The 21,924-nt window shown below is 37.2% G+C and carries 18 protein-coding genes; 15 read left to right on the top strand and 3 right to left on the bottom strand.

Annotated features, from left to right (window positions below):
• The first annotated feature begins 2 nt into the window (after positions 1 to 2).
• The 6 genes from BK580_RS19165 (at position 3) to BK580_RS19140 (ending at position 7,488) form a co-directional block, all read left to right on the top strand.
• Positions 3 to 1,175 (top strand): sugar ABC transporter permease, encoded by a 1,173-nt coding sequence (locus BK580_RS19165; protein WP_078381879.1) that lies wholly within the window; start codon positions 3 to 5, stop codon positions 1,173 to 1,175.
• Between the two features lie 163 nt (positions 1,176 to 1,338).
• Positions 1,339 to 2,316 (top strand): substrate-binding domain-containing protein, encoded by a 978-nt coding sequence (locus tag BK580_RS19160; protein WP_078381878.1) that lies wholly within the window; start codon positions 1,339 to 1,341, stop codon positions 2,314 to 2,316.
• On the top strand, positions 2,313 to 3,758 hold the full coding sequence (locus tag BK580_RS19155) for a sensor histidine kinase (protein ID WP_078381877.1): 1,446 nt from the start codon (positions 2,313 to 2,315) through the stop codon (positions 3,756 to 3,758). Before BK580_RS19160 ends, BK580_RS19155 begins: the two co-directional genes overlap by 4 nt.
• Positions 3,752 to 5,296 carry a response regulator gene (locus tag BK580_RS19150; protein ID WP_078381876.1) on the top strand — a complete coding sequence of 515 codons (1,545 nt, stop codon included), beginning with the start codon at positions 3,752 to 3,754 and terminating at the stop codon, positions 5,294 to 5,296. Before BK580_RS19155 ends, BK580_RS19150 begins: the two co-directional genes overlap by 7 nt.
• A 22-nt stretch (positions 5,297 to 5,318) precedes the next feature.
• On the top strand, positions 5,319 to 6,401 hold the full coding sequence (gene xylF, locus BK580_RS19145; RefSeq protein WP_078381875.1) for a D-xylose ABC transporter substrate-binding protein: 1,083 nt from the start codon (positions 5,319 to 5,321) through the stop codon (positions 6,399 to 6,401).
• A 109-nt stretch (positions 6,402 to 6,510) separates the two neighbouring features.
• The gene (locus tag BK580_RS19140) at positions 6,511 to 7,488 is read left to right on the top strand and encodes an exonuclease domain-containing protein (protein WP_078381874.1); all 978 of its coding nucleotides are present in this window, start codon (positions 6,511 to 6,513) and stop codon (positions 7,486 to 7,488) included.
• 382 nt (positions 7,489 to 7,870) lie between these two features.
• Here BK580_RS19140 and BK580_RS19135 read toward each other — a convergent pair whose 3' ends face one another.
• Together BK580_RS19135 and BK580_RS19130 are read right to left on the bottom strand one after the other, a co-directional pair.
• On the bottom strand, positions 7,871 to 9,505 hold the full coding sequence (locus BK580_RS19135) for a response regulator transcription factor (protein ID WP_169865140.1): 1,635 nt from the start codon (positions 9,503 to 9,505) through the stop codon (positions 7,871 to 7,873).
• 1 nt (position 9,506) lies between these two features.
• Entirely contained in the window at positions 9,507 to 11,234 is a 1,728-nt protein-coding gene (locus BK580_RS19130) for a sensor histidine kinase (RefSeq protein ID WP_078381872.1), read from the bottom strand.
• 355 nt (positions 11,235 to 11,589) lie between these two features.
• Between BK580_RS19130 and BK580_RS19125 the strand changes: the two genes are divergently transcribed.
• The 8 genes from BK580_RS19125 (at position 11,590) to BK580_RS19090 (ending at position 20,537) form a co-directional block, all read left to right on the top strand.
• Complete coding sequence (locus BK580_RS19125) at positions 11,590 to 12,486, top strand: ABC transporter permease (RefSeq protein ID WP_078382837.1); 897 nt, start codon at positions 11,590 to 11,592, stop codon at positions 12,484 to 12,486.
• Between the two features lie 16 nt (positions 12,487 to 12,502).
• A complete protein-coding gene (locus BK580_RS19120; protein ID WP_235864073.1) occupies positions 12,503 to 13,423 on the top strand; it encodes a carbohydrate ABC transporter permease in 921 nt (306 codons plus the stop codon).
• Positions 13,424 to 13,440: 17 nt separating this feature from the next.
• Positions 13,441 to 14,979 (top strand): type 2 periplasmic-binding domain-containing protein, encoded by a 1,539-nt coding sequence (locus tag BK580_RS19115; protein WP_078381871.1) that lies wholly within the window; start codon positions 13,441 to 13,443, stop codon positions 14,977 to 14,979.
• A 136-nt stretch (positions 14,980 to 15,115) separates the two neighbouring features.
• A complete protein-coding gene (locus BK580_RS19110) occupies positions 15,116 to 15,739 on the top strand; it encodes a YesL family protein (protein WP_078381870.1) in 624 nt (207 codons plus the stop codon).
• A 99-nt stretch (positions 15,740 to 15,838) separates the two neighbouring features.
• Positions 15,839 to 16,414 carry a TetR/AcrR family transcriptional regulator gene (locus tag BK580_RS19105; RefSeq protein ID WP_078381869.1) on the top strand — a complete coding sequence of 192 codons (576 nt, stop codon included), beginning with the start codon at positions 15,839 to 15,841 and terminating at the stop codon, positions 16,412 to 16,414.
• 132 nt (positions 16,415 to 16,546) lie between these two features.
• Entirely contained in the window at positions 16,547 to 18,655 is a 2,109-nt protein-coding gene (locus BK580_RS19100; protein WP_078381868.1) for an MMPL family transporter, read from the top strand.
• Between the two features lie 245 nt (positions 18,656 to 18,900).
• Positions 18,901 to 19,632 carry a class I SAM-dependent methyltransferase gene (locus BK580_RS19095; RefSeq protein ID WP_078381867.1) on the top strand — a complete coding sequence of 244 codons (732 nt, stop codon included), beginning with the start codon at positions 18,901 to 18,903 and terminating at the stop codon, positions 19,630 to 19,632.
• Between the two features lie 101 nt (positions 19,633 to 19,733).
• Positions 19,734 to 20,537 (top strand): nucleotidyltransferase domain-containing protein, encoded by an 804-nt coding sequence (locus tag BK580_RS19090; RefSeq protein ID WP_078381866.1) that lies wholly within the window; start codon positions 19,734 to 19,736, stop codon positions 20,535 to 20,537.
• Positions 20,538 to 20,609: 72 nt separating this feature from the next.
• Here the strand turns inward: BK580_RS19090 and BK580_RS19085 are convergent, their stop codons facing one another.
• A complete protein-coding gene (locus BK580_RS19085; RefSeq protein WP_078381865.1) occupies positions 20,610 to 21,194 on the bottom strand; it encodes a LysE family transporter in 585 nt (194 codons plus the stop codon).
• Positions 21,195 to 21,308: 114 nt separating this feature from the next.
• On the opposite strand from BK580_RS19085, the gene BK580_RS19080 reads away from it, so the two are divergent.
• A complete protein-coding gene (locus tag BK580_RS19080) occupies positions 21,309 to 21,863 on the top strand; it encodes a helix-turn-helix domain-containing protein (protein WP_078381864.1) in 555 nt (184 codons plus the stop codon).
• The last annotated feature ends 61 nt before the right edge of the window (positions 21,864 to 21,924 follow it).

Raw genomic sequence — 21,924 nt, 5'->3', positions numbered from 1 at the left:
CAATGAATGTGGTTCAGGAAGCAAGAACGTTGATTCATCAAAATATTCGCGATTATGGGATGTACATCGCATTATTCGTTATTATTCTTACTTTTTCCATTATGACAGACGGACTATTTATGAGTTCTCGTAATATTAGTAATCTATTGGATTCCGCCGGATATATTGCCGTGCTTGCTGTCGGGATGACGCTTGTTATCGTCATTCGTCATATCGATTTATCTGTCGGCTATGCAGCAGGGTTTCTTGGCGCTATTGCAGCGATTCTTCTCACACAATCGGGAGTGCCGGTATATGTGACGATTCCTATTATTCTCGTATTAGGTGTGGCAATCGGACTTTTCAATGGTGTTTTAGTTGCGAAAATCGGAATTCCTTCCTTTGTCGCAACGTTAGCAGGAATGCTCATCTTCCGTGGAGCGCTATTGCAAGTGACGGAAAAGACTGGAACTATCATTATTCAAGACGACCACTTCAACGCGATTGGGAACGGCTTTATCCCTTCCCTTGTCCAGGTGAACGGATTGCACTTGTTATCCTTACTAGTCGGAGTTGTCGGAATACTTTTATACATCTATAGCGAATTCTCCAATCGTAAAAATAAGATTAAGTACGACTTTGAAGTCGTTTCTAAACCTATTTTTGCATTAAAATTGGTGTTCGTTTCTGCAATCATCGGATATATTACATGGATTTTGGCTGGCTATAACGGCTTCTCATGGACCGTTATTATCATGCTATTAGTGGTTATCGTCTATCATTTCTTGACGACGAAAACGGTGCTTGGTCGACATATTTATGCAGTCGGAAGCAACCCCGAAGCCGCGCATCTCAGCGGAATCAACGTGAAAAAGATTACTTATATTGTATTTGGTTCCATGGGGATGCTTGCAGCGCTTTCCGGTATTTTGTTCACAGCGCGTCTGCAATCGGCTACAACTACTGCCGGTACCCTTTTTGAGCTTGACGCCATTGCAGCTGCGTATGTAGGGGGCGTTTCCTCTGCAGGAGGTGTAGGGAAAGTGACAGGTGCCATCATTGGTGCCATTGTTATGGCTTCGCTATCAAGCGGGATGAACCTGCTTGGTGTTGGTATCTCGTATCAGTATATGATTCGTGGTGGAGTTTTGGCTGGAGCGGTTATTTTTGATGTTATGACTCGTAAAAAGCGTTAACAATAGGAGGGGTGACACTTAGTCCCTCTCCTTTTACAATCTTCGAATTCCTCTTAACACTTATTCAATTAAACTCCCAATCTACCACTCTCACACCAAGTATTGTGCAATTCGGAATAGATGATATGATGAAAATAGCATCATGGAGGGAGGGAAGATTCCCTTGCGAAAAACAAGTATTATCGTATTATGTATTGTCATTGCCATTCTCTGTAATCTTACAATTGTATCGGCCAATAAAGTATTTCGATCCGATTCGAAGCTGCCACCAAAGATAACCCAAAGCGAAGAACAGCAACGTCTCGTGCTGATAACGCAAGAAATGGAGACACCATTTTGGGACGAGGTCGCAAGCGGTGCGATGAGGCAGGCACAGATGGAAGGGGCGAGCCTTGAGGTTTGGGGAAGCTATGGCAACAACAAGGAAGAATTTTTGAAAAGCATGGAGATAGCCATTCAGTCGAAGGTGGATGGCATTATTATACAGGGGATGGACACAGAAGAGTTCAAAGACCTCACGAAAATTAAGGCCTCCTTTTACGGCATTCCCATCATCACGGTGGCGAATGATGTCCCAATGAACGAGAGTCTCCGAAGAACGTATGTCGGATCAGATCAATATATGGCTGGAAAAATGATTGCACGCCAGCTTTTGGCTGACATGGGCGTGGAAGGCAATGTTGTGCTCATGTATGACAGCAAACAGGAATTTTATCAAAAACAGCGCTTGAAGGGCATCAAGGAAGTGCTGCAGTATTATCCGAAAATCGAATTGGTACATGCGGAAACAGCTGATACTCGGGAGCAAATCATCGCATCCACCCAAGATGTACTAAATAGAGTACCTAATGCGGATGCTTTTATCGCTGTTAATGCAAATGTGCTAGGGGCCATGATTAAGGAGATTGGAAAGCGCTCTCAAGTTGAACCTTATTATATCTATTCCTTTGACGATGGGCCGGAGTCATTGTCCTTGCTGAAGCAGGGGAAGATTGACGGAATGCTTGCACAATCGCCGGAAATGATTGGCCGAATCAGTGTGCAACTGATGATGGAGTGGCTAAATGACGTAACCGTACCTCTTAATAAGAACGGTTATTTAACGGAGATTACGATTTTGAAAGCGACGGATGTGCAATGACCAGTATTCAAAAGAAAATATTAACGCTCACCTCCGTTATATTGGTGATTATGTCGGTCATTTGGTTAGCGCTTACATACCACAACCATAAAACCCAGCAACAATACAATGAGATACTGCAGCGATATCTCAGCATGAATGAAGTGACAACAGCGAGCCAGCAAGTCATAACGGATCTAAATAACTATATGATTCAGCCATCCAATTCTAATCGGACCAAGTTGGATGAGAGCAAGGAAAAAATCCAGAAAGCAAAGAATGATGTTTCCAAGTTACGGAATGCAGAGAATAATTTCACCTTGACCAATTACATCAACTTGATTGATAGCTTCATCGAAACGACCGACCGCCTGCTCCTGTTCCATATGGAAAACGATAGTGAAGCGTCGGTAAATGAATTCACGGAAGCGACGAAGATTTCTACGTATATGTCCGAAATGTCTCTCAGCTTACTTGATACAGAGCTCAAGACTTACAACCGTTTTTACCGGGGGATCATTGAGCAGTCGGGCGAGGTTATGAAACTGGGAATATGGGTACTATTACTGATTGCGTGTGTGTTGTTGCTTGTGACTTATTGGTTTTCACTTAGCATTACTAGACCGGTGTTCAAGCTCACACAAGCAGCGAATGAACTATCCAAAGGGAATTTCGACCGACAGGTTAAGGTCGACACGAATGATGAAATCGCTTTTTTGGCCAAAACCTTTGACAGGATGCGGATCAATATCAACAATTTAATATTAGAAATGAAGCATAAGGCACAACTTGAGCGGGAACTTCAGGAGAGCAAGTTGCTCCTGCAAGAAAGCCAGTTTCGTAGCCTCCAAAGCCAGATTAATCCGCACTTTCTTTTTAACACACTAAATACCCTTTCAAAAAAAGCGTATTTAGAAGGTTCGGAGGAAACGAGCGATCTTCTAGTTAGCGTCGCGGGGATTCTTCGTTACAACCTTAAACAGCTAGATCGTTCTGTTACCCTTCATGAGGAAGTGAACGTGTTGCAACAATACATGGATATTCAAAAAGCAAGGTTCACCGAACGACTCCAATTACATATGGAGGTGGATGAAACATGTCTGGATAGGAAGATTCCCGCACTCACCTTGCAGCCAATCATTGAAAATGCCGTTATTCATGCTGTAGAGCCGAAAGAGGATGGGGGAGAGATTTGGTTCCGCGTTATTGACGACAATGAGAGGGTTATCATTGAAATAGAAGACGATGGGATGGGAATGCCAGTGGAAAAGATTGATCAGATTCTGAACGAGACACCCGTACAAACGGAGGGTCATTCTACAGGGATTGGATTCAGCAATGTTGTCAAGCGCTTGCGTCTTTTCTACGGCTATGAGGACGTGATTGATATAAAGAGCAAAGAAGGCTGCGGTACGAAGGTAATTATAAAAATAAAAAAACAAGGAGTCGATAAGATATGCTAAAACTCCTAATTGTAGATGACGAACAAATTGAACGTGAAGGCATGCAGGCTATTTTGGAAAAAGGGTTTCCAGGAATTGTGATTAAGCAGGCTAAAAACGGCATGATGGCGATGGAAGTAACTGAAGAGTTTCAACCGGATTTGATTCTCATGGATATCAAAATGCCTGGTATAACTGGGTTGGAGACGATGGAACAAATAATTGCGTATCATCCCGCTGTTAAATTCATCATGGTGACTGCTTATGATACGTTTGAATATGTACGCCAGGCTATTCAGCTTGGGGCAAAGGACTATGTGCTGAAACCGAGTAAGGCAAGTGAAATTGTGGTGACAGTCGGAAAAGTGCTGGAGCAGATTGAAGAGGAACGAAGGCAGCAGGTACGACGCAAGGTTCAACAGGAAGCTCTGCAGAAAACCTTATCGCTTGTGGAAACAGATGTAGTGACGCAACTTTTGTTCGAACATGTCCACGAGGTCCATTTGGATATGTTGGTGGAAATGTTGGAGACGCCTTCGAGGGATGAAATGTTTGTAATGCTGGTCATGCTTCCAAAGGGATCTGAGCATTTATATTCTGCTATAAAGAAAAAGATCAGGGGGACTAGGAGTGGATGGATTGGAGCTTTGTATGGATCGCAACTTCCGATAATTGTGTTCCGCGATTCTGATAAATCCTATCGCTCCCAAGCGACTTCTCTTGCACGTGAGATTCTTACTATAGCAAATTCAAAAGCTGATAAAGGTTGGTTTATTGGTATCGGTAGCGTATGTAGTTCTCTGGATTTAATCCGACAATCCTATCATGACGCGCTTATTGCGACGATGGATACTGGACTACCTGTGAAGTACCGCTTTTATTCGGATGTGCCTGTCGTAGGGGAAGTTTGTAATGGAGATCTGAATAAACATCAGAAAAAAGAGTTCGCGGATCAGATTCGACTTGGGCAGTGGGAGCAGGTGCGTCAGTATATGATGAACATGATTCAATGCTACGAGAACGAGCGAGCCGAGCTTCTGCACACACAGCAACGGGTACAGGAAGTGCTGTGGGTCTCCTCTCGTGTTTTGAGTGAAATGGGTGTGGAAATTGAGACGCCAATGTATTCTTTTTCGATTCTTGACTATCGACAGCTGCGAGTAGAGACAGATTTGTTACACGAACGCATGAAGCAATCCTATTTCAAGCATTATGACCGGAAAGAAGCAGACACGATTCATCAGCTCAAACGTTATATTATAGAGCACTCCCACGAGGATATCACCTTGGATGGCTTGGCCAAAAAGGTGGGTTTGAGCCCAATTTATATTAGCAAAATGTTTAAGGAAAAGCAGGGAGTCAACTATATAGACTTTCTAACGGAATGTAGGATTGAAAAGGCGAAGAAGCTGATGGCTAATCCTGAAAAAAGCATCAAAGAGATCACTTTTGAAGTCGGGTATCATGATCCAAACTATTTCAGCAAAGTGTTTAAGAAGATGACAAATGTGTCTCCGAAGGAATACCGAAAAACACTGCTAGGAAATAAAGTTTACTAGAGTTAATAAGGAGGAGAGGCATATGATTCGGGGGATCAGACAAGTTATACGCATTATTTTCATATTGGCTCTGATCTGTGCTGGAATGGCTTGTGAAAAGGAAAACCGGACGCTTGAGCCTACGGTACCCTCCAAAATTTTGCCAAAAGAACTGGATGCTGATGACAAGATTAAAATCGGTTTTTCCATGGATACCTTGGAGGAAGAGCGCTGGCGAAGAGACAGGGATCTCTTCAAGGAAGCGGTGGAAGCCTTGGGAGCCGAAGTGCATATCAAGGCGGCAAATGGAGACGATGCGGAGCAAATCCTACAAGCTGAAAAGTTGATCAGTGAAGGGGTCGATCTACTTGTTGTCGTCCCTCATAATGCAGAAGCAACGGCCGCCATCGTTAACAAAGCCCATTTGGCTGGTATTAAGGTAGTTTCCTACGATCGCCTCGTTAAAAATTCGGATATAGACTTGTATGTTTCTTTTGACAATGAACGAGTTGGAGAACTCCAAGCTGAGGCAATGACAAAGTTGGTTCCAAAAGGCAAATACGTCTATATTGGTGGCGCTGATACAGACAATAATGCCCATTTATTTAAAAAAGGTGTATTCAATGTGCTGCAGCCGTTGATTGATAAAGGTGACATTATCATCGTGTATGATCAGTGGACCAAAAACTGGCTTCCTGAAAATGCTTTTGCGAATATGGAAGCGGCGCTTGTAGCCAACCAAAACGAGATCGATGCCGTTATCGCCGCAAACGATGCCACGGCTGGTAAAGCCATAGAAGCACTGGAAAAACAGGGACTCGCCGGCAAAATTCCGGTCGCAGGACAGGACGCTGAGCTCCTAGCCGCACAACGCATCGTCCAAGATACCCAAACGATGACTGTCTATAAGCCTATCAAAACACTCGCACAGAAGGTTGCCGAGCTTGCGGTAATGCTCGCAAAAGGCGAATACATCGACACCGATAGAAAAGTTAACAACGGTAAAATCGAAGTCCCATCCATACTGCTTGAACCGATTGCCGTTGATAAGAAGAACATGGACGAAACCATCATTCGAGATGGGTTTCATTCTAGAGAAGATGTGTATGGAGGACAGGTTCCATGACCCAATTTGAGGGGCGAGGGACCTGTCCTCAAAGTCTTTCTAATAGACCATGTGCCAGACTTTTTGTATGATAGATGAAAAGTAAATATGGTAAAGGGAGGGGAAAGTAGTGGATTTTATTGCCATTGATTTCGAAATTGCAAACAGTCATTTTAGCAGTGCGTGCTCTTTAGGAATGGTGTTTGTCGAAAATAATAGGATTGTAGATGAAAAGTATTTTTTGATACAGCCTCCAAATTTGGAAGTGGACAAGGCATTTACTAAGATCCATGGATTGACGATAGATGATTTGAAGGATGCCCCCAAGTTCGACAAGGTGTGGGAGGAGATTCAAGGGTATTTTTCAGACAGTTTGGTAGTGGCACACAATGCTCAATTTGACCTTAGTGTATTGAACAGTTGTTTGGTCCACTATTCTTTGGATATGCCTGAATTCGAATATGTGTGTAGCATCCCAATTAGCACCCGAGCTTGTAGAGGAGAGGGAGTAGGGAACTCGCTGAAGGCTAGAATTGAACATTTTGGAATCCAACTTGATCAGCATCACCATGCTTTGGCAGATGCAAAAGCATGTGCGGAGCTTGTCTTGAAATGCATCGGTATGAAGAAACGGAAATCTATCAGATCCTACTGCAGTACTTTTTCCACCATACCTGTCCGAAAGTTTTCAGAGTTGAAGCCTCAGACGAGTTTTTATAAAAAGCAAAGTAACTTCAAAAGGAATGTCAAAAAGGAATTCAAACCAAAAGTAGTCATAAGTGAAATTACTTCAGTCCATAATGAGTTTGATTCGAAGCACCCCCTTTTTGAAAAGAACCTTGTCTTCACTGGAGAGTTAAGCACAGTGGATAGAGCAGAAGCGATGCAGAGAGTGGTGGATAAAGGGGCGATTATAAAAAGTGGTGTGAGTGGCAAAACAGATTATCTAATCGTAGGTAAACAGGACCCGACGATTGTAGGGGCGGATGGACTTAGCACAAAAGAACGCAAAGCCCATGAGCTGATGAAAAAGGATGGAAAGATTAAGATATTACAAGAGGATGAGTTTCTTCAGTTGTTGGAGGGAAGCACACTGGGTTCGTGTTGAAAAATGTCAGCCACTTTAAAAGATTCAGTGAAGGAAATGTTTGGTTCGGGGAGAATTGATATGATTTAGAGGATTTCGTTTCAACTATACGATAGAAAAGGAATAGACCCGACTTTTCTATCGTTCAATAATCTAATAATTGATGAAGAAAAAATATACAATTCTATTTTTGTTTGATTTCTTACAAAAAACTTTTACATCCATAATGAAAACAAACAGAGCCCCGTTCGTGTCATGAACAAGGCAAATTTAATAACACATAATAAAGTTCAATAATTTAACCGTCAGTAGGGAAGAGAAAAAAGACAAGGAACTTTTGGTTGCCTTTTCGTTAACTTAATACTGCAAAAGAGCAGAACATGACAGTAACAAGTAATATTTGTTAGTAGTTTTCATGTTTTGAATAGGTCAATCTCCGGAAATCTACTGGAGTATAATTCGTTTCTTTTTTAAATAGTTTTGTAAAGTATGAATAATTTCCGTAACCTACTTTATCAGAAATAGTATGAACAGGGAGATCTGTCGTGCTTAATAAGTCTTTCGCAATAGCAATTCTTTTTTTTATGATGTAATTTACAAGTGATATTCCAGTTTCCTTTTTGAAAAATCGCGCAATGTAGTCTGGACTAAGGTAGACAATTTTAGCTAAGCTAGCTCTTGTAATGTTTTCTTGATAATTTTGATCAATATAATCACGTATGGTTTTGACAACAGATTTTTGAGAGTCAGTAAATTCCATGTAATCTAGAGAAACATCTACTAAATATGTGATATAAATCATTAAATCCTCTACGGACCTTGAAGATTGCTCTAGTAGAAAATCACCAGTTTTTCCTTGAAATAATTTATTTGCAAGAATTTCTTTTTTCTTAAGATGTGTGTATATTAACTGTGTAATGTCTAGTCTAAAACTACAAAGCACATTAGGAGTTAACGCATTTTTTTCTAGTAAGTTTGTAAGATATTGAGAGCATTTATTAATAAAACTTAATTTGTTGTTAATGTGAAGATAATGTTCTAAAAGTTGAAGATTTGGTTCAACATATTTTTGGACATTTTTTTTGTGCCCTTCAAACATGAAGGTTTTGTTCCTATATTTAATCGTTTCTTTACTAGAAAATTGAAGTGTTTTTATAGAAGGCTTTACTTTATCTAACGTGGAGATAACTCCCACCTCACATTGAACATCGCATTTTATCAGGTCGTTAATGTTAGTAATTAACTGATTAAAGGAAGCAATTACATCCTTTGATGACATTTCGAAAGAAGTGTCTTGTAATTTGAAAATTGCTAGATACTCTTCTTTATTTTTGTTTAAGTCTAGAAATCCATCTAAACGAAGAGAACTATTTTTAAAAGTTTTAACAATAATAGTTTTTAACTTATGTTGATAATCATTTTCTTCAAATACAGAAGTTATTTCCTTATTATCTACTAATGAATAAGGGAAAAAAGCTAGTAATAGTGGCAAAAAAATATCGTTCATAGAATAATCTATTTGTTTAATTTTTAACTGTTTTTGAAGCATTTCATATGAATTCGAGTCGGTGGTTCTTAGATAAGAGTGCCAAAAATGCTCCACTAGTTCCTCTTTGTTTTGCTGCCAATAATGTCCGACCTTTATTGCATCCTCATATTTTTGACTATCTTTAACTTTATTTACTGCTTTTAATATGATTAATTTAAGTTTTTCAAATTCAATTGGTTTTAAATAATATTCGAAGCTTTGGAGCTCAATTGCTTTTTGTGCGTAATTAAAGTCAGCAAAATTAGTTAAATAGATTGCTTGTACATTTAGACCTTCAGATCTTATCCATGCCAATAATTCAAGACCACTCCCTTGTGGCATTTCTATATCGGAAATAAGAATGTGAATGGTATCTTTTTCAAATATTTTTTTCGCCTGACGAATATTGTAAGCGGTGTATATTTGCTGAATTCCTAAAGAAGCCCAGTCAATCTTTTGTTCTAATGCAGATACGACAAATCGATCATCATCAACAATCAACACATTCATGCTAATCCTCCTCATAAATATGATAGGGTATTATGAGAGTAATAACAGCGCCACCCTCAAAATCATCATTGGAAAATTCTATCGAAAATTCTTCACCGTACATTAGTTTAAGCCTTTGAACTACATTATTTATCCCAATATGTTTTCCTGCTTTAGTGGTTAAAGGAATATTGTTCCTAAGTTTAGTTATTACATTAGGTGAGAATCCTGGCCCATTGTCTTTTATAGTTATGTTAATAAATCTTTTCTGGTCATTTATATAATCTATTTTTAAGGAGATTTTGATTTGTTCATCTAAAGAAACGGAATGTTTAATCGTATTTTCAATAAATGTTTGCAATACTAAAGGTGGAATTTTAGTATTGCTTATATCTTGTTCTATAGACAAATCGAATAGGAAGGAGTCTCCATATACTAATTTTTGTATAGCTAGATAGTCGTTTATATGCATTAATTCATTTTCAAGTTTTACAAAATTTTGGTTCGTTTGAAATAAGTATCGAAAATATTTTGATGTAGATAATGACATTTCTTGAATTTCTTTATTCATTTCCATTTGCGCCATGCTATAAATAGTGGTTAAACAATTTAGATAAAAGTGTGGTTTAATTTGTAGTTTCATAAAATCCATTTGAATTTGTTTCTTCTCAATTTCATGTTCGTATATGTTCACTTTTAGATTTTTTATTTCATAAATTAAATCTTTGAATTGTGTGTTAGCTTTTTCAAGTTCAATTATACTGCTACTTTCAAAATCAATTTTTTCATTATTTTTATTAAGATCTGAAAGATTTTGAGAAAATTTTTGAATGGGTGATATTACTTTGTTTTTTATATAAAGCAGTATTAGGAATAAAATCAAACTAATAATGATTGTTGCAAATATAAGGACAAACTGCGCTAAAACGACTCTTTCAAATGCACTAAAATGATCAATAGTGACATGGATGGAAAAAGGTAAAGTAGTCTCTGTATTTTTAAAAGTTAGGTGACTACTAAAAAAGTTATTCGATTTTTCCCTTTTGAACAACTCTACTTGATCGATGTCAGAAAGAAAAACTTGGCTATCATTTTCCATAATAATTGTTCCGTTATTACCTAAATTGATATCTTGTAAGGGTAGTAGAATATCCTCTACTGCAATCAATGAAATAAATATCCTATTTTCATATTCTAAAAAATGATACAAATAGAATTTATCGTTGATCTTAAAGGAATGCCATTTGGATAATCTTTCATTGTTAGTTAACATTTTATTTTTTGATAAGAAGAAATCTTTCATTTGTAGATATTCGGAATATGTTATTTGAATGGGAGAACTATTAAAAAAGTAGTTCTCTTTTTTTAGTGCTAAAAAAAATTGATATTCTTTTCCGGTAGAGTATTGAAAATCATTCACTCTTAATCTGAAATCATTAATACTTTTAGGTAACTCTGACATATCTTTTGAATTTTCGATATTTTTAATTAATGGCTCATGCTTAACGGTCCAAATCATAAAATGATCGATTGCATTAAATTTTTGTTTGGCGTCATTCAAGTAGAGGTTAACAGTATTGGTAATATAATCGATACTTTGTTGTCTAGTACTTGAAATCGTAAAGAAACAAACAAAGATGTTGATAAATAATATTGAAATCAAAATGATAAAAAGGACTTTAGAGTAATAATTAACAGAACGTGAGGGGTTCTTTCCAAATTGCAGATTCAAATTTATTTCATCTCCCATCCTTTCCTTACTCTAAATTATATAGAAACAATTTGTATTTTCTAGCACAAAAACGTTAAGAAAGCGGTTAAATAGATAGGAAAAGCCTGAATAGTGCTATTTTATAATATTGGATTTTTAAAATGGCAAATTTAGTACTGAATAGTAGAAAGGACTTAACCATTTATTACTATTTTTAAATGAATGCGCTACCATATAATGATTTATATAAAGTGGAGGAGGAGAAAAATACTGTTAATTGCACTCGTAAATAGTAAATAAATTAGTCAAAGGGGGCAGAGAGTTGGAAGGAAAAGTAGTAACTGAAGGTATCAATAATGTATCTACTATCTCAAGTGAAAGCAAAACATCTAAAATGAAGAAGCAGATGAAGAAAAGCGGGCCATTATATGTATTATTACTTCCCTCGATCATATTATTGGTTTGTTTTTCCTACCTACCTATGTATGGACTTATCATTGCATTTAAAGATTTTTCGCCAGCTTTAGGAATTTTGGGTAGCCCATGGGTCGGGTTTAAGCACTTTATTCAGTTTTTTAATTCGTACCAATTTGCTCTAACAATAAAAAATACGTTAAACATCAGCTTATACAGTATATTAGTCGGATTTCCATTACCTATTGCATTAGCAATACTATGTAATCAAATACGTATTAGTATGTTTAAAAAGGTATTCCAGGTAACAACTTATTTACCACATTTCATTTCTACGATGGTTATGTGTGGAATGATTTTAATTTTTTTGTCACCTAGCAGTGGATTGATCTCGAATATATTAGGGTTAATCGGTGTAGAAATGCCAAACGTTTTATCCAAGGCATCTTTTTTTAGCAGTATCTATGTATGGAGTGATATATGGCAGCACATTGGCTGGGATAGTATCATATATTTAGCAGCCTTATCTGCAATCAATCCAACATATTATGAAGCAGCAACCATGGATGGCGCGAGTAAAATGCAAAAAATTCTTCATATTGACTTACCATTACTCTTGCCTACTGCAATGATTTTATTGATACTACGAGCAGGAAGTCTTTTGAGTGTAGGATTTGAAAAAGTCCTTTTACTTCAAAATCCCTTAAACTTAGCAGGTAGTGAAGTTATTTCTACATATGTTTATAAAGTAGGATTACAACATTTTCAATACAGCTTGTCAACAGCAATTGGGTTGTTCAATACAGTAGTCAATGTCGTTGTTCTACTATTAGTAAATTATATGTCTAAGAAACTAACGAAAACGAGTTTGTTATAGATGGGGGGAGAAGGTTTTGGAACTTACTATAAAAAAGAAGTATTTAAAAAAAACAAAAGTTGAAAAGAGCTGGAAAGATCGAATTTTTGATTTCTCCGTGTATGGAATCGCGATTTTGATGATGATTCTAATTATCTATCCTCTTTGGTTTATTATAATCGCTTCATTTAGTAATCCTGTTGACATTGCAAATGGAAATGTGTGGTTTTGGCCAAAAGAGTGGAAAATAGATGGATACATTGAATTGCTGAAACAGGAAATGATTTGGATTGGATATCGAAATACGATTATCTACACCATAGTGGGAACGATCATTGCATTATTTGTGAATATACCAGCTGGTTATGCTCTATCAAGGCAAGATTTGTTTGGGCGAAAATGGATATCTATCTTTTATATTACTCCCATGTTCATTGGTGGTGGACTAATTCCAACATATTTAGTAGTGAAAAACTTTGGCTTAATAGATACATTTTGGGTATTGGTGTTACCTTTTTCTGTTTCCGCCTTCAACATTATAATCGCAAGAACATTCTTTAAAAATAGTATTCCCGAAACCCTTTGGGAAGCCGCACAAATTGATGGTTGTGGTACTATCAGATACTTCTTTACGATGGTGTTACCATTGTCAAAGGCTATTCTTGCCGTCATTGGGTTATGGACAGCAGTAGGGATATGGAACTCTTGGTTTGATGCTATGATTTATATTTCAAATGAGAATTTACAGCCGCTTCAACTGGTGCTGCGGAGAATTTTAATTATGAATGAGTCGCTACTTGGAACAGCTTCTGGAGAACTAGCATCAGAATTAAGAAGGTTATCAGAGATGATGAAGTATGCAGCAATAGTCGTTTCTACTCTTCCAATTATGTGTTTATATCCATTTTTACAGAAGTATTTTAATCAAGGAATTATGGTTGGCTCAATAAAAGAATAGTATTAGGGGGAGAAAAGATGTTAAAAAATAAAATGAAATCATTATTAAGTGTCACTTTAGCAGCTAGTATAATAGTAGGCTGTAGTAATAACTCATCTAATTCAACATCTAAAGAAGATGGTACCTACAAAATTGCAACAGTTCGCTGGGCCGATTGGGGAGATGACTTTTTAAAAGGATTTGTTGAGGAAACCGAAAAAGAGGCAGAAATCTCTATTGATTGGGATATCTATTTAAATAGTGAATGGGCAGACAAAAAATCTATATTAATGGCTGGAGGAGAATTACCAGATGCATTTTGGGGATCCCTATCTTTAAGTGATTCAGATATAGCGAAGAACGCTGGTGCATTTATCCCTTTAGAAGAATTAATCGAGGAAAATATGCCTAATCTAAAAGCTGCATTTGATGCGGATCCCGCATTACGTGCAATGGTTACATCTCCTGATGGCCATATTTATAGTTTGCCAAAGAAGCTACCATTAAGACCAATTGCAGGAAATTCGTTGTACATCAATCAAAAATGGTTGGATAACTTGAATCTCTCAATGCCTGAAACTTATGAAGAATTTTATCAAGTTTTAAAAGCATTTAAAGAGCAAGATGCAAATGGAAATGGAGATCTTCATGATGAAATTCCTTATCAAGGGGATGTTATGGGCTATATTTTACCCTTTGGATTGCCTAAAGGTTCATATTCAACCTCTATGACTGTTAAGGATGGAAAGCCAGTCTTTATTCCCACTGCGGAAGCATATAGAGAAGGAATTGAGTGGATGCATAAAGCCTATTCAGAAGGGTTAATTGATCAAGAGACTTTTACACAAGATACTTCTATGGCTGAAGCAAAACGTAAAAATGATGAAATTTCCTTGGTTGGAGTATCTTCTGGTTGGACAGCGGATGCCACTTTTGGACCAAATGCAAATGAGTATGTTCAATTATCTGCTCTTAAAGGGCCGGATGGTGAAAAGTATGTAATGACTGATGCAATTGTTTATGAAAGAAGAGAGTTTATGATCACAACAAAAGCAGAGAATCCAGAAAAATTATTGCAATGGGTAGATAAATTTTACACGGAGGATGCGAGTATTCAAACCTTCTATGGTTCCTTCGGTGTTGGAGTCGAAAAAGTTGAAGATGGAACATACAAAGTCTTAGATGCTCCTGAAGGTGAATCAGCAGATATATTTGCTTGGGTTAATTCATTCCGTGACTTTGGTCCTAAATTTGTTGGGGAAGGATTTAATGAAAAAGTAACACTTCCAACTGATGGTGGGGATGGATTAAAACTTGAATTAGATAAACAAATAAACACGTATGTTAAGGAACAATTTCCAAATGTTGTTTATACAGTAGATGAAATGAATCGTTTAAGTGCTTTAAGTACAGACATTGATTCTTTCGTAAGTTCTATGCAATCTAAATGGGTAGTTGATGGTGGAGCTACAAAAGAATGGGATTCGTATATTGCTCAATTAGAACAAATGGGATATGAAGAATATATCAAAATTCAGAACGATGCCTTTGAAAGATATATCAATTCCTTTGAATAAATAATGTTATTACACTGAAAAAACAGTCGGCTTATAATATTTTATAAGAGCCGGCTGTTATTCTTGTAAAAGTAAAAAATTAATCAGAACTCTACGAATCAGTGCATTAATATGTTGTTGAAAGGGGACATCAAAAATGAGTCAACTATTTAATTTGGATAGTTCCTTATTTAAAGTTCTAACAAGAACTGTCGATTTAGCGATCTTAAACTTTTTATTCTTACTTTTTTGTATTCCTATTATAACTATCGGCTCATCATTGACGGCTTTATACTATGTCTTAGGTAAAATGGTAAGAGATGAAGATAAGAATATAGGCAAGAGTTTTGTATTAGCGTTCAAAAAGAATTTCATCCAAAGCACGATTGTTTGGTTCATTATGTTAGCCGCTGGAATTTTAGTACTTGTGAATTTCTTACTCTTGGGAACCCTTAATGGATTACTTAAGATATTTTTTATAAGTTTGGTAATTATTTTTGGGTTTATGTATCTTTCCATCCTCCTTTTTATATTTCCTTATATGGCTAGATATAAAGACACAATTAAAAATTCATTATTAAATTCGTTATTGATAGGTCTTTCTAACTTCCCTTATCTCCTGTTATTGTTAATTCTCTTTCTCTTTCCAATTATTTTTGTTTTTTCTTCAACAGTTGGATTCCTATCAGGTTTATACTTTATAACATTTGGTGGATTTTCCTTACTTGCATTTTTATATTCTTATATATTTAGAAAAGCTTTTTCAAAATATGAGGTTTGAGTTTAGCAAGTGATTTATTTTTTCCTGAATGATAAGAAATAGTTAGTCAAGGTTCTGTCCGCGCAATTCTTCGTTTATAATAAAAGCGGAGGTGATGATATGGCGCGCGACCGCAAGTTTACGGATGCTGAATTATTTGATGCAACCAAGCTCCTTCTTCTCCAGCATGGCTATGAGGGATTTACTTTTAGTATTCTTGCCGACCACTTGGAGGTTTCGAGGGGGGCTTTATATAAGTATTATGTAAATAAAGAGGAACTGATCACTGAGTTTATGCTATATGAGATGAATCAATTTCTAGATGAGTTGAAGGGAATTGATTCAGTTACAGGATTTGAGGCTCAATTTGATTTTTTGATAAATTTAATCTTCAGGCATACGACAATTTATAAGATTATAGAAATTGTCCAGCATGTTCCGACAGATAGTAACGAAAAGGTAAGATCCAACAGAGATAAGCTGGATAAGCTGCATTTGGCTATGTATCATAATCTGCAGGACTTCATCCGCTTGGGCAAGGAAGAGCAAAGGTTGAAACGAGATCTTCCGGATGGTTTGTTGCTCGGCTTTATTTTTCAGTCCATTGCCATTCCGAATCATTTTGGGGTACCACGTGAGGAATGGGTTAGTGCAATCAAGGAGATTATCAGTCACGGAATGTTCAAAAACATTTAATTGACACCTTTGTCACTTTGAGAGAAAATCATAGTGACAAAGGTGTCAATTATTTTTTGACCAAAGTGACAGGTGTGTCATTTATCTATTTTAAAACTGAATAAAAATAAGGTAAAAGGGGACTGAATAAAGATGAAATCCTTTCTTCAAGGAATTACCGATAAGGTTTCTACTAAAAGAGGAATGTGGATTACGATAATAACTTGGTTGGTGATCACTTTGGTGTTGGCCGTGTTTGCACCGGGAGCCAAGGACTATCAAGTAACAAGCGTTGATTCACTGTCTGATGATGCGAAATCTGTCATTGCACAGAAGAAGGTTGACGAATATTTTAAGGATAGCGAAGGAATACCAGCGATTTTGGTTTTCCAATCAGATAGTGGAGCAATAGAAATTGCTGATCTTGCTGGATTGTTAGCTGGAATGAAAAATGCACAGATTAGCGGGGTGGATGAGGTTATTCCATTTTCCTCCTTGCCTCCTCAGGCAGTAGCCAGTTTTTTCTCAGAGGATAAAACAACGGCAGTTATCCCATTAAATTTGGAGCCCGGGTTGGATAGTAAAGAAATCAAAGTGGCCAAGGAGCAAATCGAGGAGTACGTAAAAGCATCATCCGATTTAACTTTGTATATCACGGGACCGGCTGGAATAGCGTCCGATTCTCTAGATCTTTTCTCAAGAGCGGATGTAGTCCTGATCTTATCAACGGTAGGGCTTATCCTTATCTTGTTGATTGTCATTTACCGTTCACCATTACTGGCATTAATTCCGTTATTAGCGGCAATTTTTGTCCATGAGGTGGTGATGAAACTGCTTGGTTTGATGGGAATGGGCGATCTCGAAATTGGCACCCAGACATTATCAATCATGTCGATTCTGTTATTTGCTGCGGTAATTGATTACTCTCTCTTTGTCTTCTCTCGTTATCAGGAAGAGCTAAAGGATCACCAGGACAAATTTGTCGCTATGAAAGAAGCAATGAGGGTAACGGGCATGCCAGTCTTCTTTTCAGGAGGAACAGTCTTGGCGGCGATGCTTGTATTATTCTTTGCTGAGTTTGGCGACTATCGAAACTTTGCGCCAACTTTTGCCTTGGCGATGGGGGTTATCATGCTTGCATCAATCACGCTGGTACCAGCCCTTTTTACCCTCTTCGGACGGAAAGCATTCTGGCCGAAAGTACCGCGTGTCGGAGATGAAAAGGTCAAGAACAATTCAGCGTGGAGTAAGATTGGACGTTTTGTCACGGCTAAACCGGGTCTTTCTGTTGTCTTAGTCAGTTTGTTTCTTATTCTGGCTGCAAGCAATATATTCAATCTGAAATATGACTTTAATACCCTGAACTCTTTTCCGGAAGATATGCCATCTCGCCAAGGTTATGAAATTCTGGAAGAGAAGTTCGAAAAGGGTAATCTTGCACCGACCACTGTTCTGTTTGAAGGTACGGACTCACTAACAGATGAACAGCAGGAGGCATTGACAAAAGAACTGCAAAATCAGAAACTTGTCAGCACGGTCCGTCTAACGGGTAATGCGGAAGATGGCAAGGTGCTCAATTATAGCCTTATGTTTGTAGAAAGTCCTTATTCAGTGGATTCTATTGATGCGATGGAGGTAATCATCAATAAAGCAGATCAGATAGTAGCGGACAGCAAGTTAGAAGGAAGTCTTTATTTTGCCGGGGAAACGGCTCGACTTGTGGATGATCGATCCGTTAATAACAGGGACGTCATCGTTATTGTTATCCTGGAAACAATTCTGATCTTCGCGTTGTTGATAGTGCTGACAAAATCAATCAGAATGCCGATCTACATGATGGGGACGATTTTAGTTTCATTCCTTGCTGCATTAGGTCTCGGAATCTTTTTATCCAATCTTTTCTTTGATATTGATACCATCAGCAACCGAGTTCCGCTCTATTCCTTCGTTTTTCTCGTAGCACTTGGAATTGACTATAACATTATGCTGATCTCTCGTTTCCAAGAGGAAAGAAAGAAGCATTCCGTCAAAAAAGCGGTGCAAATCGCCGTTGCCAACACAGGGGGAGTTATTTCCTCAGCTGGAATTATCCTTGCAGCAACCTTTGCTGTTCTGATGACTCAGCCAATTCAATTGCTCTTTATATTCGGCTTCATTGTAGCGGTGGGAATCTTGTTAGATACATTCCTAATTAGAGGGATACTCCTGCCTGGTTTAATTATGTTATTTGAAAAAGACAAAGCAACAAGTGAGAATCGATAGACTTGTTTTCAGCTAGATAAAATATCGAAAGGGTACTACTCTCCATCATTTTTATAAATGATGGGAAGAAGCACCCTTTTTTCATTTTTGGGGATTATTTAATCAAACTATTTAAGCTGCTTGTAATATATCCAAAGTAATCTTTTGGAGAAACTTCTTCATCAACCCAATGTAATCTATATAATCTAAAATAAGAGCTATTATGTTGTAAGGAAGCTACTTTAATTTAAGGAGATGTATAACTGATGAAGCAAAACAAGTACGATGAAGTGAATTTCTTTTCTGTGTATGAAAAAATGCCACGTTCCTTAAAGGGACTTGAAGGTGCAGGGGAGTGGCATGTATTACAAAAACTTATACCTGACTTACGAAATAAAAGTGTACTTGATTTAGGCTGCGGTTTCGGATGGCATTGCCGATATGCGCGTGAGCAACAGGCTAGTTCTGTGATTGGGGTAGATATTTCTGGAAAAATGCTTCAGAAAGCACGTGAAAAAACGGATGATCCTTTCATTTCCTATCTAAAAATGCCAATAGAGGACATCGATTTTTCTGTTTCTCAATTTAATGTGGTTATTAGTTCTTTGGCTTTTCACTATATTGAGTCTTTTGAAACAATCTGTCAAAAGGTCTATGATTACTTAAAGCCTGGAGGATCATTTGTATTTTCCGTAGAGCACCCAATTTTTACTTCCCGTAATGAACAAGACTGGTATTATGATGAACAAGGGAACCGGCTACATTGGGCTGTTGATGATTATCAATTGGAAGGAACACGTGAAACAGCATTTCTAACAGAGAACGTTATAAAATATCATCGGACGTTTTCAACTTATCTGAATAACTTAATGGACGCTGGATTTAGAATAAGAGAAGTCAAGGAACCCATTCCTTCAGAAGAAATGTTAAAAAGTGTTCCAGAAATGAAAGATGAACTCCGAAGGCCAATGTTTTTAATTATTTCTGCAGAAAAGTAAAAATACTTCCAATCAATGAGTGCGAGGTCTTACGGCCAAAAAGGTTGATGAAAAAACTATAGTATTTGGTATGTAAGGAAGATGAGAGGGAGGAGAATGAAATGGTAATGTTAAGAGCAGGATATGGTCTAGACTCTAATGGATTTATTGTAAGCGATGTTAGTATAGATAAAATTGATTATGTCTATAGGCCTTGCATTCAAGAATCTATCGAGAGTCTTAAAAATGTGTTTCATCCACAATTGCATAGTGTTTATGTGTACGGTAGCGTAGCTAGAGGTGAAGCGATTGCTGTGAAGTCAGATTTAGACCTTATCGCGATGTTTGATGGCAAACTGAGTTCCATTCAGTTGGCTGAATTAAAGAAACTTGCTGGAGAACTGTCTCAAAAGTATCGTTCTTTAGTTCGTGATGTTGGTATAGCTGTTGCCTATTACGACTATACGGTTGACCCCTCCAATTATTACGAAAATGCATTTCTTAAGGAAATCTCAGTTTGTGTGTATGGTGAGGATTTAGGAGAACAATTTGGTCCGTACAAACTTACATCAGAGATAGCCATTCGCTTCAATGGTGATATTGGGGAGGCTCTTACTCGGACGTTAAAGAGGTTAGAAACAGCTTCTAACGAGGACTTTAAAACATTTTCACAAAACTTCGCTCGTAAACTCATTCGTACATACTATTCCATGGTAATGGTGCGTTCGCAGATTTGGTCAACAAGACTTCACGAGCAATCGGAAGTCTTTATCCAATACTTCCCGGATAAAGAATCTATTGTTCGTACCCTGCTAGATTGGATAGATGATCCGCCGACTGATCGTGAGGCTGTGTTTAAGTTGTTTAAAAGCGAGGGGGAGTGGGCTAGTGCAAACTTTGCACATGAAGCCAATATTTCTTCTTAAATTAATACGAGCCTTAGTTGTACAGATAAAGAAAAAATCTTAGAAAACGCATGTATCCAAGCTTTTTTACATCTATTTGTCCAGTATAGAAAAAGCGCTATATACCAATAAAATAGCCATCATTATATTAAACTGTTTTCTGTATTGTACTAAGTATTTTTGAAAAATTGATCCAAATAAACTCCAACTAAATGTACTCGTGAGACCAATCATTCCTAAAAATAAAGAGAATAGTAGATAGCTGAAATAGGAATCGTAATAAGGGAGAATGAAAGTTGCGACAACTGTTATTCCAAATATAATAGCTTTTGGATTTACAAATTGTAAGAAGATACCTATAAAGAAGAAGTTTCGTTTAACGTCATCATTAACATCATTATTGTTTTTACTTGTAAGTATTTTAAAAGCCAAATATAACATATATCCTACACCAAAAATGGTCAAAGGAAACTCAATTATTGGGATAACACTTATAAGAATCCTGTTAAAAAAGCTACAGAAAAGTATGATGACAAAAAATCCAATACCTACCCCTAAACAAAAGGTTATTGTTTTTCTTAATCCATGATTATTTGCAAATGTCATGGCCATGATATTGTTGGGACCAGGTGTAAAACTAGTAATAATAACGAATAGCAAGAATGAAAATAAAGACATATGTAAACCTCCTTAATAAGATGTACGTTATGACGACTGAAAAACACACTATAACGTTGTACTTTTTATTATACAAATCAGTCGTTATAATGTAAATAAGAAAGGGGCGAGATTATGGAGGAAATTCATCTTGTTCTTGCAAGAAATTTAAAAGCGATTAGAGAAAAGGAAAAATTAAGTTTGGAAAAGGTTTCACAATTAAGTGGAGTAAGCAAAACGATGATAGGGCAAATCGAAAGAGGAGAGTCAAGCCCAACTCTTACAACGATTTGGAAAATAGCTAATGGTTTAAAAATTTCATTTACAGCCTTAATAAATAATCCACAGCCTGATACGACAGTGGTTTTGAGAAATGACATTCAAGTATTAACGGAAGATAATGGAAGATATAGAGTGTATCCCTACTTCCCATTCCAAGAAGATAGACGCTTTGAAGTTTACTCTGTTGAAATTGAAAAAGGTGGGAAATTAAGTGCGGACTCCCATAAAGATGGTACGGAGGAAATTATCACGGTATACGATGGAGAACTAACGATTCAAGTTGGTGAAAGTACTCATACATTAAAAAATGGAGATTCCATCAGATTTAGGGCTGATAGACCTCACACCTATCAAAATACGGGAGAAAAATTAACCCGATTAAGCATGACGATACATTATCCTAACTAATAAATCACCTCCTCTACTAAAGGGAGCGTTTGGGTTTGGTGGGGGAAATTCAACATAACTT

It is taken from the genome of Sutcliffiella halmapala, from assembly GCF_002019665.1.
Classification (GTDB): domain Bacteria; phylum Bacillota; class Bacilli; order Bacillales; family Bacillaceae_I; genus Sutcliffiella_A; species Sutcliffiella_A halmapala.
The sequence above is the reverse complement of the archived record's forward strand: the minus strand, read 5'-3'. Positions and strand labels throughout refer to the sequence as shown.

Coding starts and splice junctions, on each gene's coding strand:
- BK580_RS19165 (WP_078381879.1), top strand. CDS start 3: ATGAATGTGGTTCAGGAAGCAAGAACGTTGATTCATCAAAATATTCGC.
- BK580_RS19155 (WP_078381877.1), top strand. CDS start 2,313: ATGACCAGTATTCAAAAGAAAATATTAACGCTCACCTCCGTTATATTG.
- BK580_RS19150 (WP_078381876.1), top strand. CDS start 3,752: ATGCTAAAACTCCTAATTGTAGATGACGAACAAATTGAACGTGAAGGC.
- xylF (WP_078381875.1), top strand. CDS start 5,319: ATGATTCGGGGGATCAGACAAGTTATACGCATTATTTTCATATTGGCT.
- BK580_RS19135 (WP_169865140.1), bottom strand. CDS start 9,505: ATGAATGTGTTGATTGTTGATGATGATCGATTTGTCGTATCTGCATTA.
- BK580_RS19130 (WP_078381872.1), bottom strand. CDS start 11,234: ATGGGAGATGAAATAAATTTGAATCTGCAATTTGGAAAGAACCCCTCA.
- BK580_RS19125 (WP_078382837.1), top strand. CDS start 11,590: ATGAAGAAGCAGATGAAGAAAAGCGGGCCATTATATGTATTATTACTT.
- BK580_RS19115 (WP_078381871.1), top strand. CDS start 13,441: ATGTTAAAAAATAAAATGAAATCATTATTAAGTGTCACTTTAGCAGCT.
- BK580_RS19110 (WP_078381870.1), top strand. CDS start 15,116: ATGAGTCAACTATTTAATTTGGATAGTTCCTTATTTAAAGTTCTAACA.
- BK580_RS19105 (WP_078381869.1), top strand. CDS start 15,839: ATGGCGCGCGACCGCAAGTTTACGGATGCTGAATTATTTGATGCAACC.
- BK580_RS19100 (WP_078381868.1), top strand. CDS start 16,547: ATGAAATCCTTTCTTCAAGGAATTACCGATAAGGTTTCTACTAAAAGA.
- BK580_RS19095 (WP_078381867.1), top strand. CDS start 18,901: ATGAAGCAAAACAAGTACGATGAAGTGAATTTCTTTTCTGTGTATGAA.
- BK580_RS19090 (WP_078381866.1), top strand. CDS start 19,734: ATGGTAATGTTAAGAGCAGGATATGGTCTAGACTCTAATGGATTTATT.
- BK580_RS19085 (WP_078381865.1), bottom strand. CDS start 21,194: ATGTCTTTATTTTCATTCTTGCTATTCGTTATTATTACTAGTTTTACA.
- BK580_RS19080 (WP_078381864.1), top strand. CDS start 21,309: ATGGAGGAAATTCATCTTGTTCTTGCAAGAAATTTAAAAGCGATTAGA.